We start from the raw sequence: 22,538 nt of genomic DNA, 5'->3' as shown, positions 1-22,538 counted from the left end.
CTCGCACGGTGAAGGTTCTGGCGGCGATGAGCGGTGGAGTGGACTCGGCGGTGGCCGCGGCCCGCGCGGTGGAGGCGGGGCACGACGTGGTGGGCGTGCACCTCGCCCTGAGCAGGATGCCCGGCACGCTGCGTACCGGCAGCCGGGGGTGCTGCACGATCGAGGACTCGATGGACGCGCAGCGCGCCGCGAACGTCCTCGGCATCCCGTACTACGTGTGGGACTTCTCCGAGCGGTTCAAGCTGGACGTCGTCGACGACTTCGTCGCCGAGTACTCGGCGGGCCGCACCCCGAACCCCTGCATGCGCTGCAACGAGCGGATCAAGTTCGCCGCCCTGCTCGAGAAGGCTCTCGACCTCGGCTTCGACGCGGTCTGCACCGGCCACTACGCCTCCCTCCGCACCGCCGCCGACGGCTCCCCGGAGCTCCACCGCGCGAGTGACGAGGCGAAGGACCAGTCCTACGTCCTCGGCGTGCTGACGGAGCAGCAGCTGCGGCACTCGATGTTCCCGCTCGGCTCCACGCCGTCCAAGGCGATCGTGCGCGCGGAGGCGGCGGAGCGGGGCCTCAGCGTCGCGAGCAAGCCCGACAGCTACGACATCTGCTTCATCCCCGACGGCGACACCCGCGGCTGGCTCGCCGAGCGCGTCGCCCCCGAGACCGGAGCGGTCGTCGATCGGGACGGCGCGGTGGTCGGCTCCCACGAGGGCACCCACGGGTACACGGTGGGCCAGCGCCGGGGCCTGCACCTCGGCGTCCCCGCGCCCGACGGACGGCCCCGCTTCGTCCTGGAGGTGCGGCCGGTGAGCAACGAGGTCGTGGTCGGTCCGCGCGAGGCTCTGCGCATCGGCGAGATCGCCGGCGAGCGGTTCACCTGGGCGGGCGCCGCTCCCGAGGACGCGGACGCGCCCTTCCGCTGCGACGTCCAGATCCGCGCGCACGCCGACCCGGTCCCCGCCTCCGCGGTGGTGTCGCACGTCGATGGCAGGGTGGAGCTCGTGATCACTCCGGACTCGCCGCTCGACGGCGTCGCCCCCGGCCAGACGGCCGTCGTCTACCTCGGCACCCGCGTGCTGGGCCAGTGCACGATCGACCGCACGGTCGCGGCCGACGCCGCGGTGCTCCTGTGAGCGCCGTCGAGCCCGCCGCCCGCGTCGAGGAGCTGCGGGCGCGGATCCGGTCGGCGAGCGACGACTACTACGCGGCCGACTCCTCGCCGCTGTCCGACGCCGAGTACGACGCCCTGGTGCGCGAGCTCGCCGCGCTCGAGGCCGAGCACCCCGAGCTCGCCGCCGAGGACTCGCCGACGCGGACCGTCGGCGGGATCGTCGGAGCGGGCCTCGCCCCGATCGACCACGCCGAGCGGATGCTCTCCCTCGACAACGTGTTCTCGGCCGAGGAGCTGCGCGAGTGGTGCGAGAAGACGGTGGCCTCGGCCGACCGCCCCGTCGCCTGGCTCACGGAGCTCAAGATCGACGGGCTCGCGATCTCCCTCCACTACGAGAACGGCCGCCTCGTCACGGCGGCGACCCGCGGTGACGGCCGCACCGGCGAGGACGTCACCGTCAACGCCCTCCGCGTCGCGGGCATCCCCGAGCGCCTCTCCGGTGAGGGCCACCCGGCACTCGTCGAGGTCCGCGGCGAGGTCTTCATCCCCGTGGCCGCCTTCGCCGAGCTGAACGCCCTTCAGGAGACGCTGCGCGACGAGGCGGTCGAGGAGGCGCGGACCCGCTGGTCGTCCCGCCCGCCCGCCACCCGAGGCGTCTTCGAGGAGGAGAAGGCGCGCACGAGCGCACTGCGGCGCTTCCCGACCTTCGCCAACCCGCGGAACGCGGCGAGCGGCGGCCTCCGCCAGCAGCTCGACAAGAAGTCGGGTCTCGACCTGCGCGCCGGCGAGGCGCGCGTCGGCTCCCTCGCGCTCTACGTGCACGGCATCGGCGCCTGGCCGGACCCGCCGGTCGCGACCCAGTCCGAGGTCTACGGGCTCCTCTCCTCCTGGGGACTGCCGGTGAGCGGCCACAACCGCGTCTCGGCCTCGGTGGAGGAGGTGCTCGCCTTCGTCGAGCGCTATGGCCGCGAGCGGCACTCGGTCGAGCACGAGATCGACGGCGTGGTCGTGAAGGTGGACGAGCTCGAGCTGCACGACGAGCTCGGCGCCACCAGCCGGGCGCCGCGCTGGGCGATCGCCTACAAGTACCCGCCCGAGGAGGTGCACACGAAGCTCCTCGACATCGTCGTGAGCGTCGGGCGCACCGGCCGCGCGACGCCGTTCGCCCAGATGACCAAGGTGAAGGTCGCGGGGTCCGAGGTGCGCCAGGCCACGCTGCACAACGCCGACGTGGTCAAGGCCAAGGGCGTGCTCATCGGCGACACGGTCGTGCTGCGGAAGGCCGGGGACGTCATCCCCGAGGTGCTCGGCCCGGTGGTGGAGCTCCGCGACGGCTCCGAGCGCGAGTTCGTGATGCCGACGCAGTGCCCCGAGTGCGGCACCACGCTCGCTCCGGCCAAGGAGGGCGACGTCGACCTGCGCTGCCCCAACGCGGAGTCCTGCCCCGCGCAGGTCCGCGGGCGCGTCGAGCACATCGGCAGCCGCGGCGCGCTCGACATCGAGGCGCTCGGCGAGGTCAGCGCCGCCGCCCTGACCCAGCCCCTGGTGCCCGCCGAGCCGCCGCTGCGGACCGAGGCCGGCCTGTTCGAGCTCACGGTGGCCGATCTCTTCCCGATCGAGGTCGTCGTCCGCGACTCCGAGACGGGTCTGCAGAAGCTCGACGCGAAGGGCGATCCGAAGGTCGTCACGCCCTTCAAGCGCAAGCGGCAGCTCGCCAAGGACGGCGCCTTCGACCCGGAGGCGGGAGCATTCGCGGGGGACGCCGCCTCCGTGCCCTCCACCAACGCCCTCCGGCTGATCGAGAACATCGAGCGGGCGAAGACCAAGGAGCTGTGGCGCCTGCTGGTCTCGCTCAGCATCCGGCACGTCGGCCCGGTCGCCGCGCGCGCGCTGGCGGGCTACTTCGGCTCGCTCGACGCGATCCGCGGGGCGAGCCGCGACGAGCTCGCCGCGGTCGACGGGGTGGGCGGGATCATCGCCGACGCCCTGATCGCCTGGTTCGAGGTCGACTGGCACGTCGAGATCGTCGACCGCTGGACCGCGGCCGGAGTGCGCTTCGCCACGCCCGGCCACCACGGTCCCGGTGCCGCGGACGCCGCCGGCGGGGTGCTCGCGGGTCTCACGGTCGTGGCGACCGGCAGCCTGGAGGGGTACTCCCGCGAGGGGGCGCAGGAGGCCATCCTCGCGGCCGGCGGCAAGGCCGGCTCGAGCGTCTCCAAGAAGACCGACTACGTCGCCGCCGGTCCCGGCGCCGGCAGCAAGCTCGGCAAGGCCGAGGCCCTGGGGCTCCGGATCATCACCGCGGCCGAGTTCCACCTCCTGGTGACGGAGGGACCGGACGCGATCGCGCTGCCGGAGGAGGCGTCCGCCGACGCTCCGGAGAAGGCCGCCGCCGGCCCGGACGGGGACGTCGCCGGCGCATCGCGCTCCGACGCCTCGCCGGAGGACGACGCCGTGCCGGAGACCGACGCCGTCCCGGACGCGGCCGCCCCGAGCACGGAGGAGCCGACCGGGCCCGATGCCTGACGCGGGCGGCGGGGAGCGGCGTGCGTTCCTGCGCCGCTCCCTCGCCGACGCAGCCTCGCTCGCGCTCGACGCCGCGGCTCGGCCCACCACCGCCGAGCGTCGGACCGCCGAGGTGCTCGGGCGGATCGACCACGTGGTCGTGCTCTCCTTCGCCGGCCGCAGCCGCGACCAGGTCCTCGGCGCGCTCGACGATCCGGACGGCCCGGTGTTCACGGGCGGCACGGACGCCGTGATGACAGCGCCCGGCCCGGACGATCCTCCGGGCGCGCGCTTCGCCCCCGAGATGCTGCCGGTGCACGCGCTCCTCGCCACGGCCTTCGCCCGGGCCGACCACTGGCGCGCCGACGGCCGCGATCCGCTGCCGGCGGCCCTGCGCGCGGCCCGGGAGACCGGCACCGGCTGGGCTCTCGCGGTCGACGAGCGGCAGGGCGTCTCGACCACGCTCCTCGCCGATCCGGAGTGGCCCCACCGCGATCCGGGCGCCGCCGGCTCCCGCGGCGGGCGCCTCCTTCCCATCGACGCGCTGGCCGCCGAGGCCGCAGCCGGCACCCTGCCTCCGCTCGTCCTGGTCGAGCCGCGGTCCCTCGTCGATCCGGCCGACTTCGCCGACGCCGCAGCCGCCGGCACCGATCGATCCGCCGATGCGCGCCTCGCGGAGCAGCTGCTGCACGTCGTGTTCGACGCCGTCCGCGACGGGGAGCGGGCGGGGCGGCGGATGCTGCTCCTCGTCACCGCGCGGGGGAGCGCGGAGCGGCCCGGCACGGTGCCGGCGCTCGTGCTCGCCTCGGCCGTCCCCTCGGGTGCACGGATCGGCGTGCCGCTCGGTCCGGAGACTCCCGCGCAGCTCGTCCGAGCCCGGGCGGGCGGGCGCCGGGCCCTCGTCGATCCGCAGGTCCGAGAGCTGGCCGCACTCCTCGGCGGTCCCGACCGGTCCCTCGCGCGCTGGCCCCGCACGGCGCCGGCGTTCGCGCCGCCCGCGCCGGTCGGGCGGCGCCTCCGCGACGCGGCCCGCCGCGCGCACGTCGACCCCGAGCCGGAGGCCGGACTGCTCGCCCGCGTTCGAGCCGCCGTCCCGGGCGCGTCGCTACACTCCGAGCAGGCGCAGGCGGCGCAGGAGAGGCGGCGGAGATGACCAGCGAGCGGACTCCCTCGGAGCACGACGACGGAGCTCCCCGCTCCCGCTCGCGCCGCCGCTTCCTGGCCGGCACCGCCGCCGCCGGAGTCGGAGCCGGAGCCCTCGCCGGTGGCGCGATCGGCGCGGCCGTCGCCTCCGGCCCCCGCCGCGAGGAGGAGCCGCGACTGCCCGCCCGCACGGAGCCGGGATTCGACCACGTCGTCGTGATCATGTTCGAGAACCGCTCCTTCGACAACGTCCTCGGCCGCCTCTACGAACCGGACGACCTGCCCGCGGGCGAGAACTTCGAGGGCCTCCTCCCCGACGAGCGGACGAACACCAGCGCCGGGGGACTGACCGTCGGCACGCACGTCTACGAGGGCGCCACCGACTCCGTGATGCGCCAGCCCGACCCGGACCCGGGCGAGGAGTACCCGCACGTCAACACTCAGCTCTTCGGCACGGTGGATCCGCCCGAGAACGCCGGCCGCACCGTCGGCGCCATGACCGCGCCCTTCAACGCGCCCGCCGACGCCTCCGCCCCGACGATGAGCGGCTTCCTCGAGGACTACGTCCAGCACCTGAGGGTGATGAAGAAGGGGCAGGAGCCCACGGCGGAGGAGGCGCGGACGATCATGGGCGGCTTCTCGCCGGAGATGCTGCCCGTCTTCTCCACCCTCGCCCGCGAGTTCGCCGTCTTCGACCAGTGGTTCTGCGCCGTCCCCTCCCAGACCTTCTGCAACCGGTCCTTCCTGCACGCGTCGACCTCGCACGGCTTCGTCACCAACAAGCAGGGCGGCGGCTACGAGAAGTGGCTCGCGGACGACCTGGCCGACGCGCCGACGGTGTTCAACCGCCTCGAGGAGGCGGGGAGGACCTGGCGCGTCTACTTCGACGCGCTGCAGGTGGTCTCGTACACCGGGTTCCTGCACGCGCCGGTGCTCGAGAAGTACTGGAAGACCCACTTCTCGACGATGGACCGCTTCTACGCCGACGTGGAGAACGGCGAGCTGCCCGACTACGCCTTCCTCGAGCCGCGGCTCGTCTTCGACCACAACGACATGCACCCGCCGACCGGGGTCCTGCACGAGGACGAGGTCGACGGCACGCCCGTCTACGACAGCGCGCTGTCCGACGTCCGCGCCGGTGAGCTGCTGCTGCACCAGGTGTACTCGGCGATCCGGGAGAGCGCGAGCACGACCGGCTCGAACGCGGTGAACACGCTCCTGCTGGCGACCTTCGACGAGCACGGCGGCCTCTACGACCACGTCCCCCCGCCGTCGGCGACTCCGCCGGGCGACGGCCGCGAGGGCGAGATGGGCTTCGCCTTCGACCGGCTCGGCTGCCGCGTGCCGGCGATCGCGGTCTCGGCGTACACGAGGGCCGGCACGATCGTGCACGACGAGCTGCACCACGGCGCCGTGATCCGGACCCTCAGCGCCCTGCACGGCCTCGAGCCGCTGACCGCTCGCGACGCCTCCGCCCCCGACCTCTTCGGGGTGCTGACGCTCGACGAGCCGCGGCAGATCGGCGACTGGCCGACCACGGTGCCGCAGTACCTGCCCCCGAACCCCGAGGCGGCACCGGCGCATCCGGCGCACGTGAACCGCGACAAGCCGCTGAGCCCGCCCGCCGTCGGCCTGATGGGCCTGCTGCTGGCCCGGTACGGCGAGCCCGGCGAGGACCTGCCGACCACCTACGAGGGGGCGTACAACGCACTCCTGAAGCACGGCTCCAGCCTCTTCGGCGGCTCCTGACGGGCGGGCGGCACGGGCGGAGGCGGTGCGGGCGCGCCGAGTAGACTGGCGGCCGGAAATCCCCCCGAACCACCAGACGGAGACGCATGTCCGAGATCACGGCCGACACGGTCGCCCATCTGGCCCAGCTGGCCAGGATCGACCTCACTTCCGACGAGATCGGGAGCCTCACCAGGGAGCTCGGCCAGATCGTCGACTCCGTGCGCGCGGTCCAGGCCGTCGCCACGCCCGAGGTGCCGGCGACCAGCCACCCGATCCCGCTCGAGAACGTCTTCCGGCCCGACGTGGTCGGCGAGACCCTCACGCTCGAGCAGGCCCTCTCCGGCGCGCCCGAGCACGACGGCAGCCGCTTCCAGGTCTCCGCGATCCTGGGGGAGGAGCAGTGAGCGCGCACGGCGACGAGCTCGTCCGCCTCAGCGCGTCCGCCCTCTCCGAGAAGCTGGCCGACGGCTCGGTCTCCTCGGTCGAGGCCACCCGCGCCCACCTCGAGCGCATCGATGCGGTCGACGGAGCGGTCCACGCCTTCCTCCACGTCGCGCGCGAGGGCGCGGTCGCGTCCGCCGAGGCGATCGACCGCCGGCGGGCCGACGGCGAGTCGCTGCACCCCCTCGCCGGAGTGCCTCTCGCGGTCAAGGACGTCATCGTCACGAACGACATGCCGACCACGAGCGGCTCCCGCATCCTCGAGGGCTGGCGCCCGCCCTACGACGCGACCGTCATGCGCAAGGTCCGCGAGGCCGGGCTGGTCCCGATCGGCAAGACCAACATGGACGAGTTCGCGATGGGCTCGACCACCGAGCGCAGCGCCTACGGCCCCACCCACAACCCGTGGGACCTCGACCGCATCCCCGGCGGCTCCGGCGGCGGATCCGCCGCGGCCGTCGCGAGCTACGAGGCGCCCCTGGCTCTCGGCTCGGACACCGGGGGATCGATCCGCCAGCCCGCGCACGTGACCGGCACCGTCGGCGTGAAGCCGACCTACGGCGGCGTGTCCCGCTACGGAGCGATCGCGCTCGCCTCGAGCCTCGACCAGATCGGCCCCGTCTCCCGGACGGTCCTCGACTCCGCGCTGCTGCACGACGTCATCGCGGGCCACGACCCGCGCGACTCGACGTCGCTGCGCGACTCCTGGCCCTCCTTCGCCGACGCGGTGCGCCGCGCCGACGTGACGGGCCTCCGGATCGGCGTGGTCAAGGAGCTCGACGGCGGCGAGGGCTTCCAGCCCGGCGTGCTGGCGCGCTTCCACGAGGCGCTCGAGATCCTGCAGGGCGCCGGAGCCGAGGTCGTCGAGGTGAGCCTCCCGAGCGTCGAGCACGCGGTCGCCGCCTACTACCTGATCCTCCCCGCGGAGGCCTCCAGCAACCTCGCCAAGTTCGACTCGGTCCGGTTCGGCCTCCGCGTCACGCCGGAGGGCGGCGGCACGGTCGAGCAGGTCATGTCCGCGACCCGCGAGCAGGGCTTCGGCCCCGAGGTCAAGCGCCGGATCATCCTCGGCACCTACGCGCTCTCGGCCGGCTACTACGACGCCTACTACGGCAGCGCGCAGAAGGTCCGGACCCTGGTGCAGCGGGACTTCGACGCGGCCTTCGCCAACGTCGACGTGATCGCCTCGCCGACGGCGCCGACGACCGCCTACCGCCTCGGCGAGAAGCTCGACGACCCGCTGGCGATGTACCGCGGCGACGTCGCGACCATCCCGGCGAACCTGGCCGGCATCCCCGGCATCTCCGTCCCCGCCGGCCTCGCCGACGAGGACGGGCTGCCCGTCGGCATCCAGTTCCTCGCTCCCGCCCGGGAGGACGTGCGCCTCTACACCGTGGGCGCCGCGCTCGAGGCGCTGCTCGAGGAGAAGTGGGGCCGCCCGCTCCTCGCGCAGGCCCCCGACCTGACCCACTCCGTGCTCTCCGCGACCGAGGAAGGTGCCGTCTGATGGCCTCCGCGCACACGTCCGCTCCCGAGCTGATGGACTACGACGAGGTCTTCGAGACCTTCGAGCCGGTGCTCGGCTTCGAGGTGCACGTCGAGCTCAACACGAAGACCAAGATGTTCTCGGACGCGCCGAACGAGTTCGGGTCCGAGCCCAACACGAACGTGACCCCGGTCGACCTCGGCCTCCCGGGCTCGCTGCCGGTCGTGAACGAGCAGGCCGTCCGCTACTCGATCAGCCTCGGCCTCGCCCTGGGCTGCTCGATCGCCCCGTCCAGCCGCTTCGCGCGCAAGAACTACTTCTATCCGGATCTGGCGAAGAACTACCAGATCTCGCAGTTCGACGAGCCGATCGCCTTCGAGGGCTCGGTCGAGATCGAGTTGGCCGACGGCTCGCTCGTGCAGATCCCGATCGAGCGCGCGCACATGGAGGAGGACGCCGGCAAGCTCACGCACGTCGGCGGCGCCACCGGCCGCATCCAGGGCGCCGAGTACTCGCTCGTGGACTACAACCGCGCGGGGGTCCCGCTCGTCGAGATCGTCACGAAGCCCATCTACGGCGCGGGGAAGAGCGCGCCTGAGTACGCGAAGGCCTACGTCGCGACGATCCGCGACATCGTGCTGGCGCTCGGCATCTCGGACGCCAAGATGGAGCGCGGCAACCTGCGCTGCGACGCGAACGTCTCGCTCCGCCCGATCGGCCAGGAGAAGCTCGGCACCCGCACCGAGACCAAGAACGTCAACTCGCTCCGCTCGGTCGAGCGCGCCGTCCGCTACGAGATCCAGCGCCAGGCGGCGATCCTCGCCGCGGGCGGCACGATCACGCAGGAGACGCGCCACTGGCACGAGGACACCGGCCGCACCTCCGCGGGCCGGCCCAAGAGCGACGCCGACGACTACCGCTACTTCCCGGAGCCCGACCTGCTCCCGGTCGTGCCGAGCCCGGAGTTGATCGAGGAGCTGCGCGCCGCGCTCCCCGAGAAGCCTGCCGACCGCCGTCGCCGCCTCAAGCAGGAGTGGGGCTTCACCGACCTCGAGTTCCAGGACGTCGCCAACAGCGGCCTGCTGGTCGAGATCACCGAGACCGTCTCCGCGGGAGCCGCTCCGCAGGCGGCCCGCAAGTGGTGGACCGGGGAGATCGCGCGCCTCGCGAACGCGGCGGGCGAGGACCCGGCCTCCCTGGTCACCCCGGCCCAGGTCGCCGAGCTCGCCGGTCTGATCGAGAGCGGCACGCTGACCGACCGCCTCGCCCGGGAGGTCCTCCAGGGCGTCATCGCCGGAGAGGGCACCCCGCAGGAGGTCGTCGACACCCGTGGACTCGCGGTCGTCTCGGACGACGGAGCGCTCATCGAGGCGATCGACGCGGCACTGGCCTCGCAGCCCGACGTGCTCGCGAAGATCCGCGACGGCAAGGTGCAGGCCGCCGGTGCCGTGATCGGTGCCGTGATGAAGGCCATGAAGGGGCAGGCCGACGCCGCCCGCGTCCGCGAGCTCGTCCTGGAGCGCGCGGCCGGCTGAGCCGGTGCGCGGGGAGGTGCGGTCATGAGCGGTGGAACCGGCGACGCGCCCCTTCCCGCGCGGCTCGAGCTGCCGGCGGGCGCCCTCCTGCGTCCTCTCGTCTCCAGCGACGCGGACCTCCTGCACGCGGTGATCGGCGAGCAGAGACCGTGGCTCGCGGCTCTCCTCCGCGGGGACGATCCGGCCGCCCTGCCGTCGGCGTCCCTCGGCGATGACGTGCGGGGTCTCCTGCGCCTCGAGGAGGAGTCGCGTGCGGGCAGAGCGCACGCGTTCCTGCTCGTCGGCCCGGACCGCACCGAGGCGCTGGGCGCTCTGAGCGTCCGGCCCGGCGGCGGCGACTCCGCCGAGGCCTCCTGGTGGGTCGTCCCCGCCGTCCGGGGCTCGCGGCTCGAGGAGGAGCTCGACGCCTACGCGCGCCGCTGGCTCCAGCAGCACTGGCCCTTCGACACGGTCACCACGCCCGACAACCACCCCGACGATCCCGCCTCTCTGGCCGGGGCGAACATCGTGGCGCTCGTGCCCGTCGCGCCGGAGCGCACGGCCCTCCCCGACACCGACGCCGCCTCGGCGGCGCTCCTCTGGGCGGAGTACCGCTCCGCGCATCCGGGAGTCGACGAGGCGCTCCCGCCGGTCGAGGCGTTCGGCGACAGCACGGCGATGGCGGACGAGCTGCTGGGTCTCGTGCGGCGCGGAGTGAAGACGGCCACGGCGTCCCTCGCGGAGGAGGGGGCGCCCGTCGCGGGCGACCACTGGATCGTCTGCGACGGCGCGGGAGCGGCGCGTGTCGTCCTCGTGACGGACGAGGTGCGGACCGGTCCGCTCGACTCCGTCGACGACGCGTTCGCCTGGGTCGAGGGCGAGGGGGACCGCACGCGCGCCTCCTGGCTCGACGGCCACCGCCGCTACTTCGCCCGCGTCTCACCGGGCCGCCTCGGCGACGTGGTCTTCGAGCGGTTCCACGTGGTCTGGCCGGAGGCCGACGCCGAGCGCGCGGCCGCCTTCGCCCGCTCGGTCGGAGCGTTCCGGCCCGAGGAGCTCGACGGGACTCCCGCGCAGACCTAGGGGGTTTCCCGGATGCCCCGCTCAGGCGCCCTGCGCCAGAGTGGAGTCATGGCTACTCTCGTGCGCCCCCGTCGGGGCAGGATCATCGCCGGCGTCTGTGCCGGTCTCGCCCGCCGATTCGGCTGGAGCCCCTTCGTGGTGCGTCTCCTGTTCGTGCTCTCGTGCCTCCTCCCGGGGCCGCAGATCATCGCCTACCTCGTGATGTGGGTGGTCATCCCGAAGCAGAAATGACCGAGGCCCCCGCTCCGAGCAGCCTCTGAGAGAACGCTCAGCACCCGGAGCGGTGAGAGGCCTACGGTGGCGGTGTGCGTCCGTCGGGCGCCGAGGAGGAGATCATGGGATTCCTGGACCGACTGCTGGGCCGCGACGAGCAGCCTGAGAGCGCACGCCGCTCGACGTACGCGCCGCCGCAGGCCGCGGACCGCAGGCCCGAGTACGGCTCCCCTCCGGCGACGTCTCCGCGCACCGACGATGAGCGTGCCATCGAGCGCTACCGCTACCTCCTCCGCACCGCGCCGCCCGAGGCGATCGAGCAGGTGCACCGCGAGGCCTTCGAGCAGCTGACCCCGGAGCAACGTCAGCAGGTCTTCCGAGAGCTCAGCGAGGGGGCCCCTGTCGGCGACGCGCCGAAGGACGACGACCCCCGCACGCTCGCCCAGTCCGCCACGCGGAGCGAGCTGCGCCAGCCCGGATTCATGGAGCGGCGCTTCTCCGGCGGCGGAGGCATGGGCTTCGGCGGCGTCCTCGCCTCCTCGATGCTCGGCACGATCGCCGGGTTCGCGATCGGCTCGGCCATCGCGGGCGCGTTCCTCCCCGACGGGGCAGGCGACTACGCCGGCGGTGACGGCGGGGGAGACGCCTCGGCCGACGGTGGAGCGGATGCGGGAGGTGCGGACGCCTCCGGTGCGGACGCCGGAGACGGCGGCGGCTGGGGCGACTCCGGCGGCGGCGACTTCGGTGGCGGAGGCGACTTCGGCGGGGGCGGCGACTTCGGAGGCGGCGACTTCGGCTTCTAGCCCCGTTGCAGAGGGCCCCCGATCACGGACAGTGGTCGGGGGCCCTTGCTCGTTCCGGGCTAGTCCTCGTCGGTCAGCATCGCCTTCACCTGGCGGCGGAGGACCTTGCCGATCATGCTCCGCGGCAGCTCGTCGACGACGGTGATCCGCTTGGGCACCTTGTAGGGGGTCAGCGCCTCCCGGACGGCCTTGCGGGCGGCTGCGACGTCGAGTTGCGCGCCCGGCTCCAGGACGACCGCCGCCGCCACGGACTCGCCGCTGCGCGGATCGGGCAGGCCGACCACCGCCACCTCCTTGATCTCGGGCAGGCGGAGCAGCACCTCCTCCACCTCGGACGGCGAGACGTTGAAGCCGCCCGTGATCACGAGCTCCTTGATCCGGTCGACGATGCGCACGAAGCCGTCCTCGTCGATCGTCGCGATATCGCCGGTGCGGAACCAGCCGTCACCGGTGAAGGTCGCCGCCGTCTCGTCGGGCTTGCGGTGGTAGCCCCGGAACACCTGCGGACCGCGCACGACCAGCTCGCCCTGCTCGCCGGTCGCCACCTCCGTGTCGGGATCCTCGGGATCGACGATCCGCACGTCGGTGCCGGGAAGCGGGAGCCCGACCGTCCCGGCGCGTCGCGTCGGACCGACCGGATTGGCCATCAGGACCGGAGAGGTCTCCGAGAGGCCGTAGCCCTCGACGAGCGTGCCTCCGGTCAGCGCCTCGAACGACTCGACCAGCGCCGGGTCGAGCGGCATCGCACCCGAGATGGCGATCTCGATGCCGCGGAGGGAGACGCCCCGCTGCTGCGCGCTGCGCGCCAGGCGCTCCGCGATCGGCGGAACGGCCGGGAGGAAGGTGGCGGGGTGCTTCTTGACGACCTTCAGCACCAGCTCCGGGTCGAACTTCGGGAACAGCACCAGGCGCGCGCCCATGCTCATCGCGAAGGTGAGGCAGAGCGTCAGCCCGTAGGCGTGGAACATGGGGAGCACCGCGTAGACCACGCAGTCGCCGCGGCGGACCGTCGGCACCCAGGCGCGCGACTGGGCGGCGTTCGCCGTCAGGTTCGCGTGGGTCAGCTCGGCGCCCTTGGGCGTGCCGGTCGTCCCGCTCGTGTACTGGATGACGGCGAGGTCCTCCGCGACCGGGCGCGGGTGCGCCGGGTCGATCCGTCGCCTCAGCAGCGACTCCCACTCGATCGCGCCGCGGACCGGCCCGGTCAGCGCGGCGCGCGACTCCCGGGCCTTCTTCAGCGGCAGGCGGAGGGCTGCGCGCATCGAGGCGGGCATCGCGCGGGTGAGGTCGACGGCGACGACGGTCTCGACGCCGAGGTCGGCCGGGAGGTCCTGCACCGTCGGCACGACGCGGTTCCAGGCGATCGCGACACGAGCACCGTGGTCCTCGAACTGGTGGCGCAGCTCGCGCGGGGTGTAGAGCGGGTTGTGCTCGACCACCACGGCGCCGAGCCGGAGGACGGCGTAGAAGGCGACGACGTGCTGCGGGCAGTTCGGGAGCACGAGGGCGACCGGATCGCCCGCGCGGACGCCCAGGCGGCGGAGGCCCTCGGCGGCCCGCTCCACCTCGTCGGCGAGCTGGGAGTAGCTGGTCGAACGGCCGAAGAACTCGAGCGCGACCTGGTGGGGATAGCGCTCGGCCGACTCGGTGACGATGTCGACGAGCGAGCCGGTCGGGGGCTCGAGCTCCGTCGGCACGCCGGGCGCGTAGCTGCGGATCCAGGGGCGGGGCGGGTGGGTGCTCACCCGCCCCACTCTAGGAGGAGGTGCCGGGGCTCAGGCTCCCTGAGCCACCGCGTCCTCGATCGGGGTGGGACCGGAGACGATCTCCCACGTCTTCGCGATGGAGGTCGGCTGCGCCAGGGCGGCGATCACCGTCGCGGCGACGTCCGCTCGCGGGATGCTCCCCTTCTCCACGGAGGTGCCGAGCGTGATCGTGCCGGTGCCCTCGTCGTCCGTCAGCCCGCCCGGGCGGAGGATCGTGTAGTCGAGGCCGGAGTCGCGCAGTGCCGCGTCGGCGTCGCGCTTGGCCTCGACGTAGGCCTTCCAGCCCTCCTCCGTGTCCTCGGGGAGCGGCTCGTCCACACCGATCGCGCTGACCTGCACGAAGTGCTGGACCCCGACGATCGCGGCGGCCTTCTGGCTGAGGACGGACGCCCCCAGGTCGACGGTGCGCTTGCGCTCCGGGCCCGAGTCGGGTCCGGCTCCGGCGGTGAAGACCATGCCGTCGACGTGGCCCAGCGCCTCGGCGAAGGCCTCGGGCGTCGTGTCCTCGAGGTCGTGCACGAGCGGCTCGCCGCCCAGCCGGACGATGTCCTCGGCGTGATCGGGGTTGCGGATCACTCCGACCGACTCGTGGCCGGCGTCGTAGAGCAGGTGCAGGATCTGCTGCCCCACCTTGCCGTGGGCTCCGATGACGGCGATGCGTGTCATGGACGTTCCTCTCCTCGTCGGGGCGGGTCGCCCCGTGTTCGTGGTCCCCTCCATCCTGCCGCGGCGTCCCTGGGCGCCCCCAGGCCTTGACGGCGTTCGGGCACCGGGCAGTCAGGCGGCGAGGCGGTCGTCGCGTCCGGTGATGGCGAGCAGGCGGCTCTGGGGGGAGGCGGCGTCGTCGACCGGCACGGGCGCGGCGTAGAGGCCGCTCGCGCGCAGGGTCTCCTCCTGGGGTGCGAAGAGCTCCCAGACCGCTGCGACGAGCTCCTCGTCCAGCCGCTCGTCGCTGCCGGTCGCGCGGGCGAGGTCCCAGGCGTGGACGGTCACATCGGCCGTCTGCTCCTGCAGCAGCTCGACGGCGCTGACGGTGTCGCGCCCCAGCTGCACGGTCGCCGCCGGGTCGACGGTGCGGACAGCGTCGCGCAGGCGGTCGGTCACGCGACGCCACTCGCTCCTCAGATCGGTGGCGACGGACTCGAGGCGCAGCGCCGACTCGTCGCCCCCCGAGAGGAGCGTGTGCGCGCGCTGCTGCTCGCGGACGACGTGCAGCACCAGAGCGCGCGTGTCCCACTCGGTGTCGGGCGTGGGGGCCGACCAGTCCTCGACGGCGCTCAGCCGGAGCTCGAAGGCGCGGTGGGCGCGGTCCTGCAGATCGAGCCAGCGGCTCATCTCGGCGCCGGGGCCGGTCTCGGTGGCGGTGGGGGAGTCGGGCTGCTCGTGCGTCATGGTCTCTCCGGAGCGTCGTGGTGCTCGGGTCAACCGCGAGTGGTCGGCGCTCATTCCCGGCCGGCCCGGGCGCAGCGGCCGGGAAGCCGATGTCGGTGGCGGGTGCGATCATGTCCGGAGGTGTGGTCGAGCAGGACGGAGCGGCGTGAGCAGGCAGGACGGCACGGCGTGAGCGAGCAGGACGGCACCGCGTGAGCAAGCAGGACGGCACGGGGCGGCAGGTCACGACCGAGCCCTTCGACGATCCGCGCGCGAGCATCATGCACATCGACATGGACGCGTTCTTCGCCTCCGTCGAGCTGCTCGACCGACCGGATCTGCGCGGGAGGCCGGTCATCGTGGGCCACCACGGAGCGCGCTCCGTCGTCACAGCGGCGACCTACGAGGCGCGCCGCTACGGCGTCAACTCGGCGATGCCCATGGCGGTCGCCCTCCGCCGCTGCCCGCAGGCCGTGGTCCTCGAGCCGCACATGGAGCGCTACCGCGAGGCCTCTCGCCGCGTCATGGCGATCTTCGACTCCTTCACGCCGCTGGTCGAGCGTCTGAGCATCGACGAGGCGTTCCTCGACGTCGCGGGTGCCCGCCGCATCTCGGGCTCGCCGTTCGCGATCGGCACCGAGATCCGCCGCCGGGTGCACGCCGAGCTCGGGCTGACCTGCTCGGTCGGGATCGCCAGCACCAAGTTCGTCGCCAAGCTCGCCTCCGGCCGCTCCAAGCCCGACGGTCTGCTGGTCGTCCCCGCCGACGGCGTCCGCGAGTTCCTCGATCCGCTGCCCGTGAGCGCGCTGTGGGGAGTCGGCGCAAGCACGGAGGAGGCGCTTCTGCGCCGCGGTCTGCGCACCGTCGCCGACGTCGCGACCACCCCGCTGCCGTCGCTGGTGTCCGCCCTCGGCGAGGCGACCGGGAGGCGCCTGCACGCCCTGGCGAACGGGGTGGATCCGCGGCCGGTCGACACCCGCCAGATCGAGAAGAGCGCCGGACACGAGATCACGTTCGCCGACGACGTGGCCGACCCCGAGCTCGTCCGTCGTGAGCTGCTGCGGCTCTGCGACAAGGTCGCCGTGCGGATGCGCCGCTCGGGAGTGCGCTGCCGCACCGTCGCGGTGAAGGTGCGCTTCGGCGACTTCAGCACCCTCACCCGCTCCCGCACGCTCGTCGAGGCGACGGACGTGGCGCGGGTCCTCTACGAGGCCTCCTCCGCGCTCCTCGAGGCGGCCAACCCGATGCGGCGGCCCGTGCGGCTGATCGGCGTGCGCGGCGAGCAGCTGGTCGAGGGCGACGACGTCGCGTTCTCCCTGTGGAGCGACTCCGACGACTGGCGCGACGCGGAGCTCGCGGTCGACGGCGTGGCCGCCCGCTTCGGCTCCGGGGCCGTGCGTCCCGCCTCGCTCCTGTCCCGGTCGGCTCCCGAGTCGGCCAAGGGGATCGACCTCAGCGACACGCTCGCTACGCGGAACCGATCGTCAGACTGATCGGGCGGTGGTCGGAGCCGTTCGGCGGCAGGACCGCGACGGTCGCGGCGCTGACGCCGTCGGCGAGCGCGTGGTCGAGCGAGACGAGCGGCAGCAGGGACGGCCAGGTCGCCGGGAAGCCGACTCCGCCCGTGCGGACGAGGCCCGCCTCCGCCAGCACCGGAGCGAACAGGTGGTCGTCCGTCGGCGTGTTGAAATCGCCGATGACCAGTGTCCGCTCCGACTCGTCGTCTCGGAGAGCGGTGGCGAGGTTCGAGAGCATGGTGTCCCGCTCCTCGTGGTCGCCCGGCCGGAACGAGGCCAGGTGCACCACGAACAGGCGCGCGCTGCCGACCGGCGTGTCGACGTCGACGGCGAGCGCGCGCTCCCAGCCGAGACCGAGGTCGAGCGGCTCCTCGTCGGTCAGCTCGGTCCGGCTCCAGACGCCGACGGTGCTCGAGACGGACGAGTACGGGTACTCGTCGGCCAGCTCGGCGTCGACCGCGTCCACAGCGTCTCCGTCGAGCTCCTGCAGCGCGATCACGTCGGGGCCGCGGGCGGCGAGCGAGGCGGCGAGCCCGCCGGCGTCGCCGCTCGTCTCGATGTTCTGGCTGACGACGGTGAACGAGCCGGAGCGCACGGCCGGCGCCGGCAGTGCGACCGGCAGCACCAGCACGCCGTAGACCATCGCCAGCACGGTGACCGCGGCCGCCGTCCGGCGCGACCGGAGGGCCGCCGCGGCCGCGATGAGGAGCAGCACGAGGAGCCCCGTCCAGGGGATCCCGACCTCGAGGACCGACAGCCAGCCGATCGGATCGGGCAGCGCACGGTGGAAGGCGAGGAAGGCTGCGAGCACGAGGCTCGCGACCGCCACCGCGGCCGAGCGCACGGGGCGGCGGCGGCGGGTGCGGGCGGACATCCGTCGATCATGGCAGCAGGTCCCCGGAGGTCCATGGACGAGTCCTGTGCGCCCCGGCGGGCCGCTTGTCGCCGCGGAGAGCCGCGGAGTACCGTCGCACCATGCCCAACATCGCAGTCTCCCTGGCCGACACCGTCACCACCGCGGGTACCGCGACGATCTACGGCGAGCCCGTCACCGTCGACGGCGTCTCGCTCGTCCCCGTCGCCCTCCGCTGGTTCGGCTTCGGCGGAGGCAGCGGCTCCGAGGACGGCCAGGAGGGCGGCGGCGGGGGCGGCGGCGCCACGGTCATCCCGATCGGCGCCTACATCAAGGACGACCTCGGCCTGCGGTTCCAGCCGAACGTGATCTCGGTCCTCGCCGTCGGCATCCCCTTCGTCTGGGTGACCGGCAAGGCCCTCGCGCGCATCATCCGCGCCCTCAAGAAGTAGCCGGAGCGGCCCCGCGTCAGCTGGCGCGCTGCTGGCGCGCGGGGTACCACTTCTTCTTCGTCCGGCCGAAGCCGACGATCAGACGCTCGACGTCGTCCGGCCGGCGGGGGTCGTAGATCACCGCGGCGGGCTCTCCGGCCATCCACGCGTCCCCCCGCTTCAGCGGGTACTTCTGCGCGCGCTTCTCCACACCCTCGGCGGTCCGGTAGACGACCAGGAGCCGGCCCAGATCCCGTGCCGAATCGCGATCGCCGCGTGCCGGATCCGGCCCGACGACGCGCGCCGGCACCCGCGTGCCGTAGCTGAGCAGCTCACGGCGGATCCGGGCACGGCGCTGCCAGAGCAGGGCCTGCAGCAGGAGGATCAGCAGCACGGCCAGGACGACGACCACCGACCACGACATGACGTCTATGATTGCCGACGAACACGGGAGTCCGGTGCACCGGGCTGAGAGGAAGGCAGCAGCCTTCGACCGTCGAACCTGATCTGGGTCATGCCAGCGAAGGAACGTTTCGATCTCCTCTTACCAACCCGTGCCCTCCATTCGCTTCCACGAAAGGGCACGTCAGTGCAGAACACGAACGCGCAGAACACGAACGCGCAGAACACGAACGCGCAGAACACGAACGCGCAGAACACGAACGCGCAGAACACGAACGCGCAGAACACGAACACGCAGAACCTCACCTCCTCCGCCCCGGCCCGGCGCGATCTGCGCTGGCGGGTCGTCGACATCGTGGTGGCGAGCGTCGTCGCCGTCGCGAGCGGGATCGTCTTCTGGGCCTGGGGCCTGGCGACGAACGTCCTCGGCCTCGCCTTCGAGTTCCTGCCCGGGCTCGGCGGGCTCCTCGGGGGCGGCTGGCTCTTCGCCGGCGTCCTCGGCGGCCTGATCATCCGCAAGCCCGGAGCCGCGCTCTACACCGAGCTGGTCGCCGCGGCCGTGTCGGCTCTGATCGGCACCCAGTGGGGCTTCACCGTGCTGATCTCCGGACTCGTGCAGGGACTCGGCGCGGAGATCGTCCTGGCGCTCTTCCTCTACCGCAGCGGCCGTCCGCTCGTCGCGATGCTGGCCGGTGCCGGTGCCGGGCTGGCCCTCGCGATCAACGACCTGCTGTCGTACTACGCCGTCAACGACGCGCTCTTCAAGACCGTCTACGTCGCCTGCTCGATCGTCTCGGGCGCGCTCCTGGCCGGGCTGCTGTCCTGGTTCGCGGTGCGGGGGCTCGCGGCCTCGGGAGCGCTGGACCGCTTCGCCTCCGGGCGCGAGGGCCGGACGGTCGAGGGAGCCGGCGCGGGCGCTCGATGAGCGGCGCCTCCGTCCGGGCGCGGGGCTGGAGCTGGCGGCATGCGGGACGGTCACGCGACGCCCTCTCCGGCCTCGATCTCGCGCTGGAGCCGGGGGAGCGCGTGCTGCTCCTCGGCCCCTCCGGTGCGGGCAAGAGCACGCTGCTGCACGCCCTGGCCGGCGTCCTCGGCGGGGAGGAGGACGGCTCCGCGGCCGGCGAGCTCGAGATCGACGGAGCGGCGCCGCTCACCCGGCGCGGTGTCGCGGGGCTCGTGCTGCAGGATCCGGACACCCAGGCGGTCCTGGCGCGGGTCGGCGACGACGTCGCGTTCGCCTGCGAGAACCTCGGCGTGCCGCGCGAGGAGATCCCCGCGCGAGTGCGGGAGGCGCTCGGCGACGTCGGGCTCGACGTGCCGCTGGACCACTCCACCACGGCGCTCTCGGGCGGGCAGAAGCAGAGGCTCGCCCTGGCGGGTGTGCTCGCCATGCGTCCGCGGCTCCTGCTCCTCGACGAGCCCACCGCCAACCTCGATCCGGACGGCGTGCGCGAGGTGCGGGCGGCGGTGGAGCGCACGGCCGCCCGCACGGGGGCGACGCTGATCGTCGTCGAGCACCGGGTCGACGTGTGGGTCGGCCTCGTCGACCGGGTCGTGGTGCTCGGGCGGGACGGCGCGGTCGTCGCGGACGGCGCTCCGGTCGAGGTCCTCGATCGAACGCACGACGTGCTCCGCGCCTCCGGCGTCTGGCTGCCCGGTGACACCCCCGCCCGGCGCGGGGCGAGCGTGCTGCCCTCGCCCGCCGCCCTGAGCGCGCACGACCTCGCCATCGGCCGGCCCGTCCTCGGGCGCCGCCGCTCGACCATCGTGGCCTCGGGGCTCGAGCTCGCCGTCGACTCCGCGCGGGCCACGGCCGTGCTGGGACCCAACGGCGCGGGGAAGTCGACCCTCGCGCTCACGCTGGCCGGTCTCCTGCCGCCGGTCGCGGGGCGGGTGACCGCCTCCGAGTCGCTCCGCGCCGGTGCGGGCCCCGAGCCGATCCGCTGGACCTCGGCTCAGCTCGCCGGACGGATCGCGATGGTGTTCCAGGAGCCGGAGCACCAGTTCCTCACCGCTCGCGTGCGCGCCGAGCTCGCGCTGGGCGCCCGGGACGAGGCGGAGCGGCATCGGGCGGAGGAGCTCCTGGAGCGCCTCGGCCTCGCGCACCTCGCCGACGCCAACCCGTTCACCCTCTCCGGAGGCGAGAAGCGGCGCCTGGCCGTCGCGTCCGCCCTCACCCGGTCGCCGTCCGTGCTCGTCCTCGACGAGCCGACGTTCGGGCAGGACCGCCTGACCTGGGAGGTGCTCGTCGACCTCCTCGCCGAGCAGCGCGACGCGGGCACGGCGGTGCTCGCCGTCACCCACGACGAGGCGCTGGTCGCCGCCCTCGCCGACTCGGCCGTCACCCTCGGCGCCCGCGAGGCGGTGTCGGGATGACGCTCCTCGACTCCGTTCCCGCGCGCAGCCGGATCGCCCGGGCCAACCCGGTCGCCAAGCTCCTCGCCAGCCTGGTCATCGCGTTCGCGCTCCTCCTCACGGTCGATGCGGTCTCCGCGGCGACGGCGCTGGCGCTCGAGCTGCTGGTTCTGCCCTTCGCGGGGCTCCGGGCGGGTGAGCTCGTGCGGCGGACGGCTCCCGTCTGGATCGCGGCTCCGCTCGCCGGCCTCTCGACTGTCCTCTACGGGCGTGACAGCGGCGCCGTCTACGCGGAGTTCCTCATCGTCTCGGTCACGGAGGGATCCGTCGCCCTCGGGCTGGCCATCGCGCTGCGCGTCCTGGCGATCGGACTGCCGAGCGTGGTCCTCATCGCCACCACCGACCCGACCGACCTGGCGGACGGCCTCGCGCAGATCCTGCGACTGCCCTCGCGCTTCGTGCTCGGCGCTCTCGCCGGCATGCGGCTCGTCGGTCTGCTCGTCGACGACTGGCGCACCCTGTCGATGGCCCGCCGCGCCCGCGGGGTCGCCGACGGCCGCGGGCCCGTCGAGGCGCTCCGCAGCCTCGCGGCCCGCACGTTCTCGCTGCTCGTGCTGGCCATCCGGCGGGGGAGCAGGCTCGCGACGGCGATGGAGGCGAAGGGCTTCGGCTCCGGCGTCCCGCGCACCTGGGCGCGGCAGTCGCGCCTCGGAGCCGGCGACCTCCTGCTGCTCGCGGGCGGAGTGCTGATCGCTGCCGTCGCCGTGACCGCCGCCGTCGTCACCGGCTCCTGGAGCTTCGTCCTGCATGGCTGAGCGGATCCTGCCGCTGACGGATCACACGGCGGGCGACCTCGCCCGCTCCGTGATCGCGCGGCGTCGTCGGACGGTGCTGCTGGACGGACCGAGCGGCTCCGGCAAGTCGACGTTCGCGCGCGCGCTGGTCGAGCAGCTCCGTCTCGCGCCGGCGGCACCGTCGGTCGCGCTCGTGCGGATGGACGACCTCTACCCCGGCTGGACGGGCCTGGACCGGGCGTCGCGGGAGACGGCCGGGACGCTCGTCCGCCCCCACGGCCTCGGCCTCGCGGCGCACTGGCGGCCCTGGAACTGGGCCGCGGGGACGACGGCCGGGCGCCGCGTTGTCCGCGAGCCGCTTCTCGTGCTCGAGGGCTGCGGATCGGCCGGCGCCGCCGCGCGCCGCCACGCCGATCTGGTGGTCTGGCTCGAGGCCGACGACGAGGTGCGGCGCGTGCGCGCGCTCGAGCGCGACGGCGAGCTCTTCGCTCCGCACTGGGACGCCTGGGACCGCGACTTCCGCTCCTACTGCGCTCGGGAGCGGCCCCGGGAGAACGCCGACCTCGTGCTGGACACGGGCGGCGGGGGAGCGGTGCGCGGCTGAGGGGTCCCCTCCGAGCGCGGCGACGCGCGGATGCCGGTGGGAGGCTCGCCCTCGGCGGTGATCAGGCCCAGCCGAGCTCGTGCAGCCGGTCGTCGTCGATGCCGTAGAAGTGGGCGATCTCGTGGACGAGCGTGACGTGGATCTCGTCGCGCAGCGCGTCCAGATCGTCGCACGCGGCGAGGTGCGGCTCGCGGAACAGCACGATGCGGTCGGGCATCTCGCCGAAGCCGTAGCGCTCGCGCTCGGTGAGGGCGACGCCGTCGTAGTAGCCGAGCAGATCCAGGGTCCCGTCCTCGGGCCGGTCCTCCACGACGAACACGACGTTGTCGAGCCCGTCGACCATGTCGTCCGGGAGCGCGTCGAGCTCGGAGATCACCAGGGCTTCGAAGGCGTCCTCGTCCAGCTCGAGCATCCGGGA

General features: G+C 73.7%; 22 protein-coding genes and 1 riboswitch. Of the genes, 16 read left to right on the top strand and 6 right to left on the bottom strand.

Features of this window, described 5'->3' with window-relative positions; all coding sequences use genetic code 11:
• Positions 1–8: 8 nt before the first annotated feature.
• The 10 genes from mnmA (at position 9) to C5C59_RS06180 (ending at position 12,027) form a co-directional block, all read left to right on the top strand.
• Positions 9–1,130 carry a tRNA 2-thiouridine(34) synthase MnmA gene (gene mnmA / locus C5C59_RS06225; RefSeq protein ID WP_181134841.1) on the top strand — a complete coding sequence of 374 codons (1,122 nt, stop codon included), beginning with the start codon at positions 9–11 and terminating at the stop codon, positions 1,128–1,130.
• Positions 1,127–3,634, top strand: a complete 2,508-nt coding sequence (gene ligA / locus C5C59_RS06220; protein WP_219812492.1) for an NAD-dependent DNA ligase LigA — start codon at positions 1,127–1,129, stop codon at positions 3,632–3,634. The genes mnmA and ligA overlap by 4 nt, the downstream gene beginning before the upstream one ends.
• Positions 3,627–4,766, top strand: a complete 1,140-nt coding sequence (locus C5C59_RS06215; protein ID WP_104239404.1) for a hypothetical protein — start codon at positions 3,627–3,629, stop codon at positions 4,764–4,766. Before ligA ends, C5C59_RS06215 begins: the two co-directional genes overlap by 8 nt.
• Positions 4,763–6,505: an alkaline phosphatase family protein gene (locus C5C59_RS06210; RefSeq protein ID WP_104239403.1), complete on the top strand. Its 1,743-nt coding sequence runs from the start codon at positions 4,763–4,765 to the stop codon at positions 6,503–6,505. Before C5C59_RS06215 ends, C5C59_RS06210 begins: the two co-directional genes overlap by 4 nt.
• An 86-nt stretch (positions 6,506–6,591) precedes the next feature.
• The gene (gene gatC, locus C5C59_RS06205; protein WP_104226848.1) at positions 6,592–6,891 is read left to right on the top strand and encodes an Asp-tRNA(Asn)/Glu-tRNA(Gln) amidotransferase subunit GatC; all 300 of its coding nucleotides are present in this window, start codon (positions 6,592–6,594) and stop codon (positions 6,889–6,891) included.
• Positions 6,888–8,435, top strand: a complete 1,548-nt coding sequence (gene gatA / locus C5C59_RS06200) for an Asp-tRNA(Asn)/Glu-tRNA(Gln) amidotransferase subunit GatA (protein ID WP_104239402.1) — start codon at positions 6,888–6,890, stop codon at positions 8,433–8,435. The genes gatC and gatA overlap by 4 nt, the downstream gene beginning before the upstream one ends.
• Positions 8,435–9,949: an Asp-tRNA(Asn)/Glu-tRNA(Gln) amidotransferase subunit GatB gene (gatB, locus tag C5C59_RS06195; RefSeq protein ID WP_104239401.1), complete on the top strand. Its 1,515-nt coding sequence runs from the start codon at positions 8,435–8,437 to the stop codon at positions 9,947–9,949. Before gatA ends, gatB begins: the two co-directional genes overlap by 1 nt.
• A gap of 24 nt (positions 9,950–9,973) precedes the next feature.
• Positions 9,974–11,011 (top strand): ASCH domain-containing protein, encoded by a 1,038-nt coding sequence (locus tag C5C59_RS17195; protein ID WP_104239400.1) that lies wholly within the window; start codon positions 9,974–9,976, stop codon positions 11,009–11,011.
• Between the two features lie 48 nt (positions 11,012–11,059).
• On the top strand, positions 11,060–11,242 hold the full coding sequence (locus tag C5C59_RS06185; RefSeq protein ID WP_104223873.1) for a PspC domain-containing protein: 183 nt from the start codon (positions 11,060–11,062) through the stop codon (positions 11,240–11,242).
• A 104-nt stretch (positions 11,243–11,346) separates the two neighbouring features.
• Positions 11,347–12,027 carry a hypothetical protein gene (locus tag C5C59_RS06180; protein ID WP_104239408.1) on the top strand — a complete coding sequence of 227 codons (681 nt, stop codon included), beginning with the start codon at positions 11,347–11,349 and terminating at the stop codon, positions 12,025–12,027.
• Positions 12,028–12,086: 59 nt separating this feature from the next.
• Here C5C59_RS06180 and C5C59_RS06175 read toward each other — a convergent pair whose 3' ends face one another.
• The 3 genes from C5C59_RS06175 to C5C59_RS06165 form a co-directional block, all read right to left on the bottom strand.
• Positions 12,087–13,772 (bottom strand): long-chain-fatty-acid--CoA ligase, encoded by a 1,686-nt coding sequence (locus tag C5C59_RS06175; RefSeq protein ID WP_104251244.1) that lies wholly within the window; start codon positions 13,770–13,772, stop codon positions 12,087–12,089.
• 30 nt (positions 13,773–13,802) lie between these two features.
• Complete coding sequence (locus C5C59_RS06170; protein WP_104223727.1) at positions 13,803–14,459, bottom strand: SDR family oxidoreductase; 657 nt, start codon at positions 14,457–14,459, stop codon at positions 13,803–13,805.
• Between the two features lie 111 nt (positions 14,460–14,570).
• Positions 14,571–15,185, bottom strand: a complete 615-nt coding sequence (locus tag C5C59_RS06165) for a TIGR03086 family metal-binding protein (RefSeq protein WP_258062619.1) — start codon at positions 15,183–15,185, stop codon at positions 14,571–14,573.
• 191 nt (positions 15,186–15,376) lie between these two features.
• Between C5C59_RS06165 and dinB the strand changes: the two genes are divergently transcribed.
• A complete protein-coding gene (gene dinB, locus C5C59_RS06160; protein WP_104226745.1) occupies positions 15,377–16,657 on the top strand; it encodes a DNA polymerase IV in 1,281 nt (426 codons plus the stop codon).
• Here dinB and C5C59_RS06155 read toward each other — a convergent pair.
• A complete protein-coding gene (locus tag C5C59_RS06155) occupies positions 16,632–17,555 on the bottom strand; it encodes an endonuclease/exonuclease/phosphatase family protein (protein ID WP_104238543.1) in 924 nt (307 codons plus the stop codon). The genes dinB and C5C59_RS06155 overlap by 26 nt on opposite strands.
• 101 nt (positions 17,556–17,656) lie before the next feature.
• Here C5C59_RS06155 and C5C59_RS06150 point away from each other — a divergent pair, with 101 nt between their 5' ends.
• Positions 17,657–17,986: a hypothetical protein gene (locus tag C5C59_RS06150; RefSeq protein WP_104223724.1), complete on the top strand. Its 330-nt coding sequence runs from the start codon at positions 17,657–17,659 to the stop codon at positions 17,984–17,986.
• A gap of 16 nt (positions 17,987–18,002) precedes the next feature.
• Here C5C59_RS06150 and C5C59_RS06145 read toward each other — a convergent pair whose 3' ends face one another.
• Entirely contained in the window at positions 18,003–18,389 is a 387-nt protein-coding gene (locus tag C5C59_RS06145; protein ID WP_104238544.1) for a DUF3592 domain-containing protein, read from the bottom strand.
• Positions 18,390–18,403: 14 nt separating this feature from the next.
• A riboswitch (TPP riboswitch) is annotated at positions 18,404–18,511 on the top strand.
• Between the two features lie 187 nt (positions 18,512–18,698).
• On the opposite strand from C5C59_RS06145, the gene C5C59_RS06140 reads away from it, so the two are divergent.
• The 4 genes from C5C59_RS06140 to C5C59_RS06125 are packed head-to-tail and all read left to right on the top strand — an operon-like array spanning position 18,699 to position 22,120.
• Entirely contained in the window at positions 18,699–19,292 is a 594-nt protein-coding gene (locus tag C5C59_RS06140; protein ID WP_104238565.1) for an ECF transporter S component, read from the top strand.
• Positions 19,289–20,743 carry an ABC transporter ATP-binding protein gene (locus tag C5C59_RS06135; RefSeq protein WP_104238545.1) on the top strand — a complete coding sequence of 485 codons (1,455 nt, stop codon included), beginning with the start codon at positions 19,289–19,291 and terminating at the stop codon, positions 20,741–20,743. Before C5C59_RS06140 ends, C5C59_RS06135 begins: the two co-directional genes overlap by 4 nt.
• Positions 20,740–21,537 carry an energy-coupling factor transporter transmembrane protein EcfT gene (locus tag C5C59_RS06130; RefSeq protein ID WP_104223720.1) on the top strand — a complete coding sequence of 266 codons (798 nt, stop codon included), beginning with the start codon at positions 20,740–20,742 and terminating at the stop codon, positions 21,535–21,537. The genes C5C59_RS06135 and C5C59_RS06130 overlap by 4 nt, the downstream gene beginning before the upstream one ends.
• Positions 21,530–22,120 carry an ATP-binding protein gene (locus tag C5C59_RS06125; RefSeq protein ID WP_219812448.1) on the top strand — a complete coding sequence of 197 codons (591 nt, stop codon included), beginning with the start codon at positions 21,530–21,532 and terminating at the stop codon, positions 22,118–22,120. Before C5C59_RS06130 ends, C5C59_RS06125 begins: the two co-directional genes overlap by 8 nt.
• A 61-nt stretch (positions 22,121–22,181) precedes the next feature.
• On the opposite strand, the gene C5C59_RS06120 is transcribed toward C5C59_RS06125, so the two are convergent.
• Positions 22,182–22,532: a metallopeptidase family protein gene (locus C5C59_RS06120; RefSeq protein WP_104223719.1), complete on the bottom strand. Its 351-nt coding sequence runs from the start codon at positions 22,530–22,532 to the stop codon at positions 22,182–22,184.
• Between the last annotated feature and the right edge of the window lie 6 nt (positions 22,533–22,538).

The organism is Rathayibacter sp. AY1F4, assembly GCF_002931775.1.
Taxonomy (GTDB): domain Bacteria; phylum Actinomycetota; class Actinomycetes; order Actinomycetales; family Microbacteriaceae; genus Rathayibacter.
The sequence above is the reverse complement of the archived record's forward strand: the minus strand, read 5'-3'. Positions and strand labels throughout refer to the sequence as shown.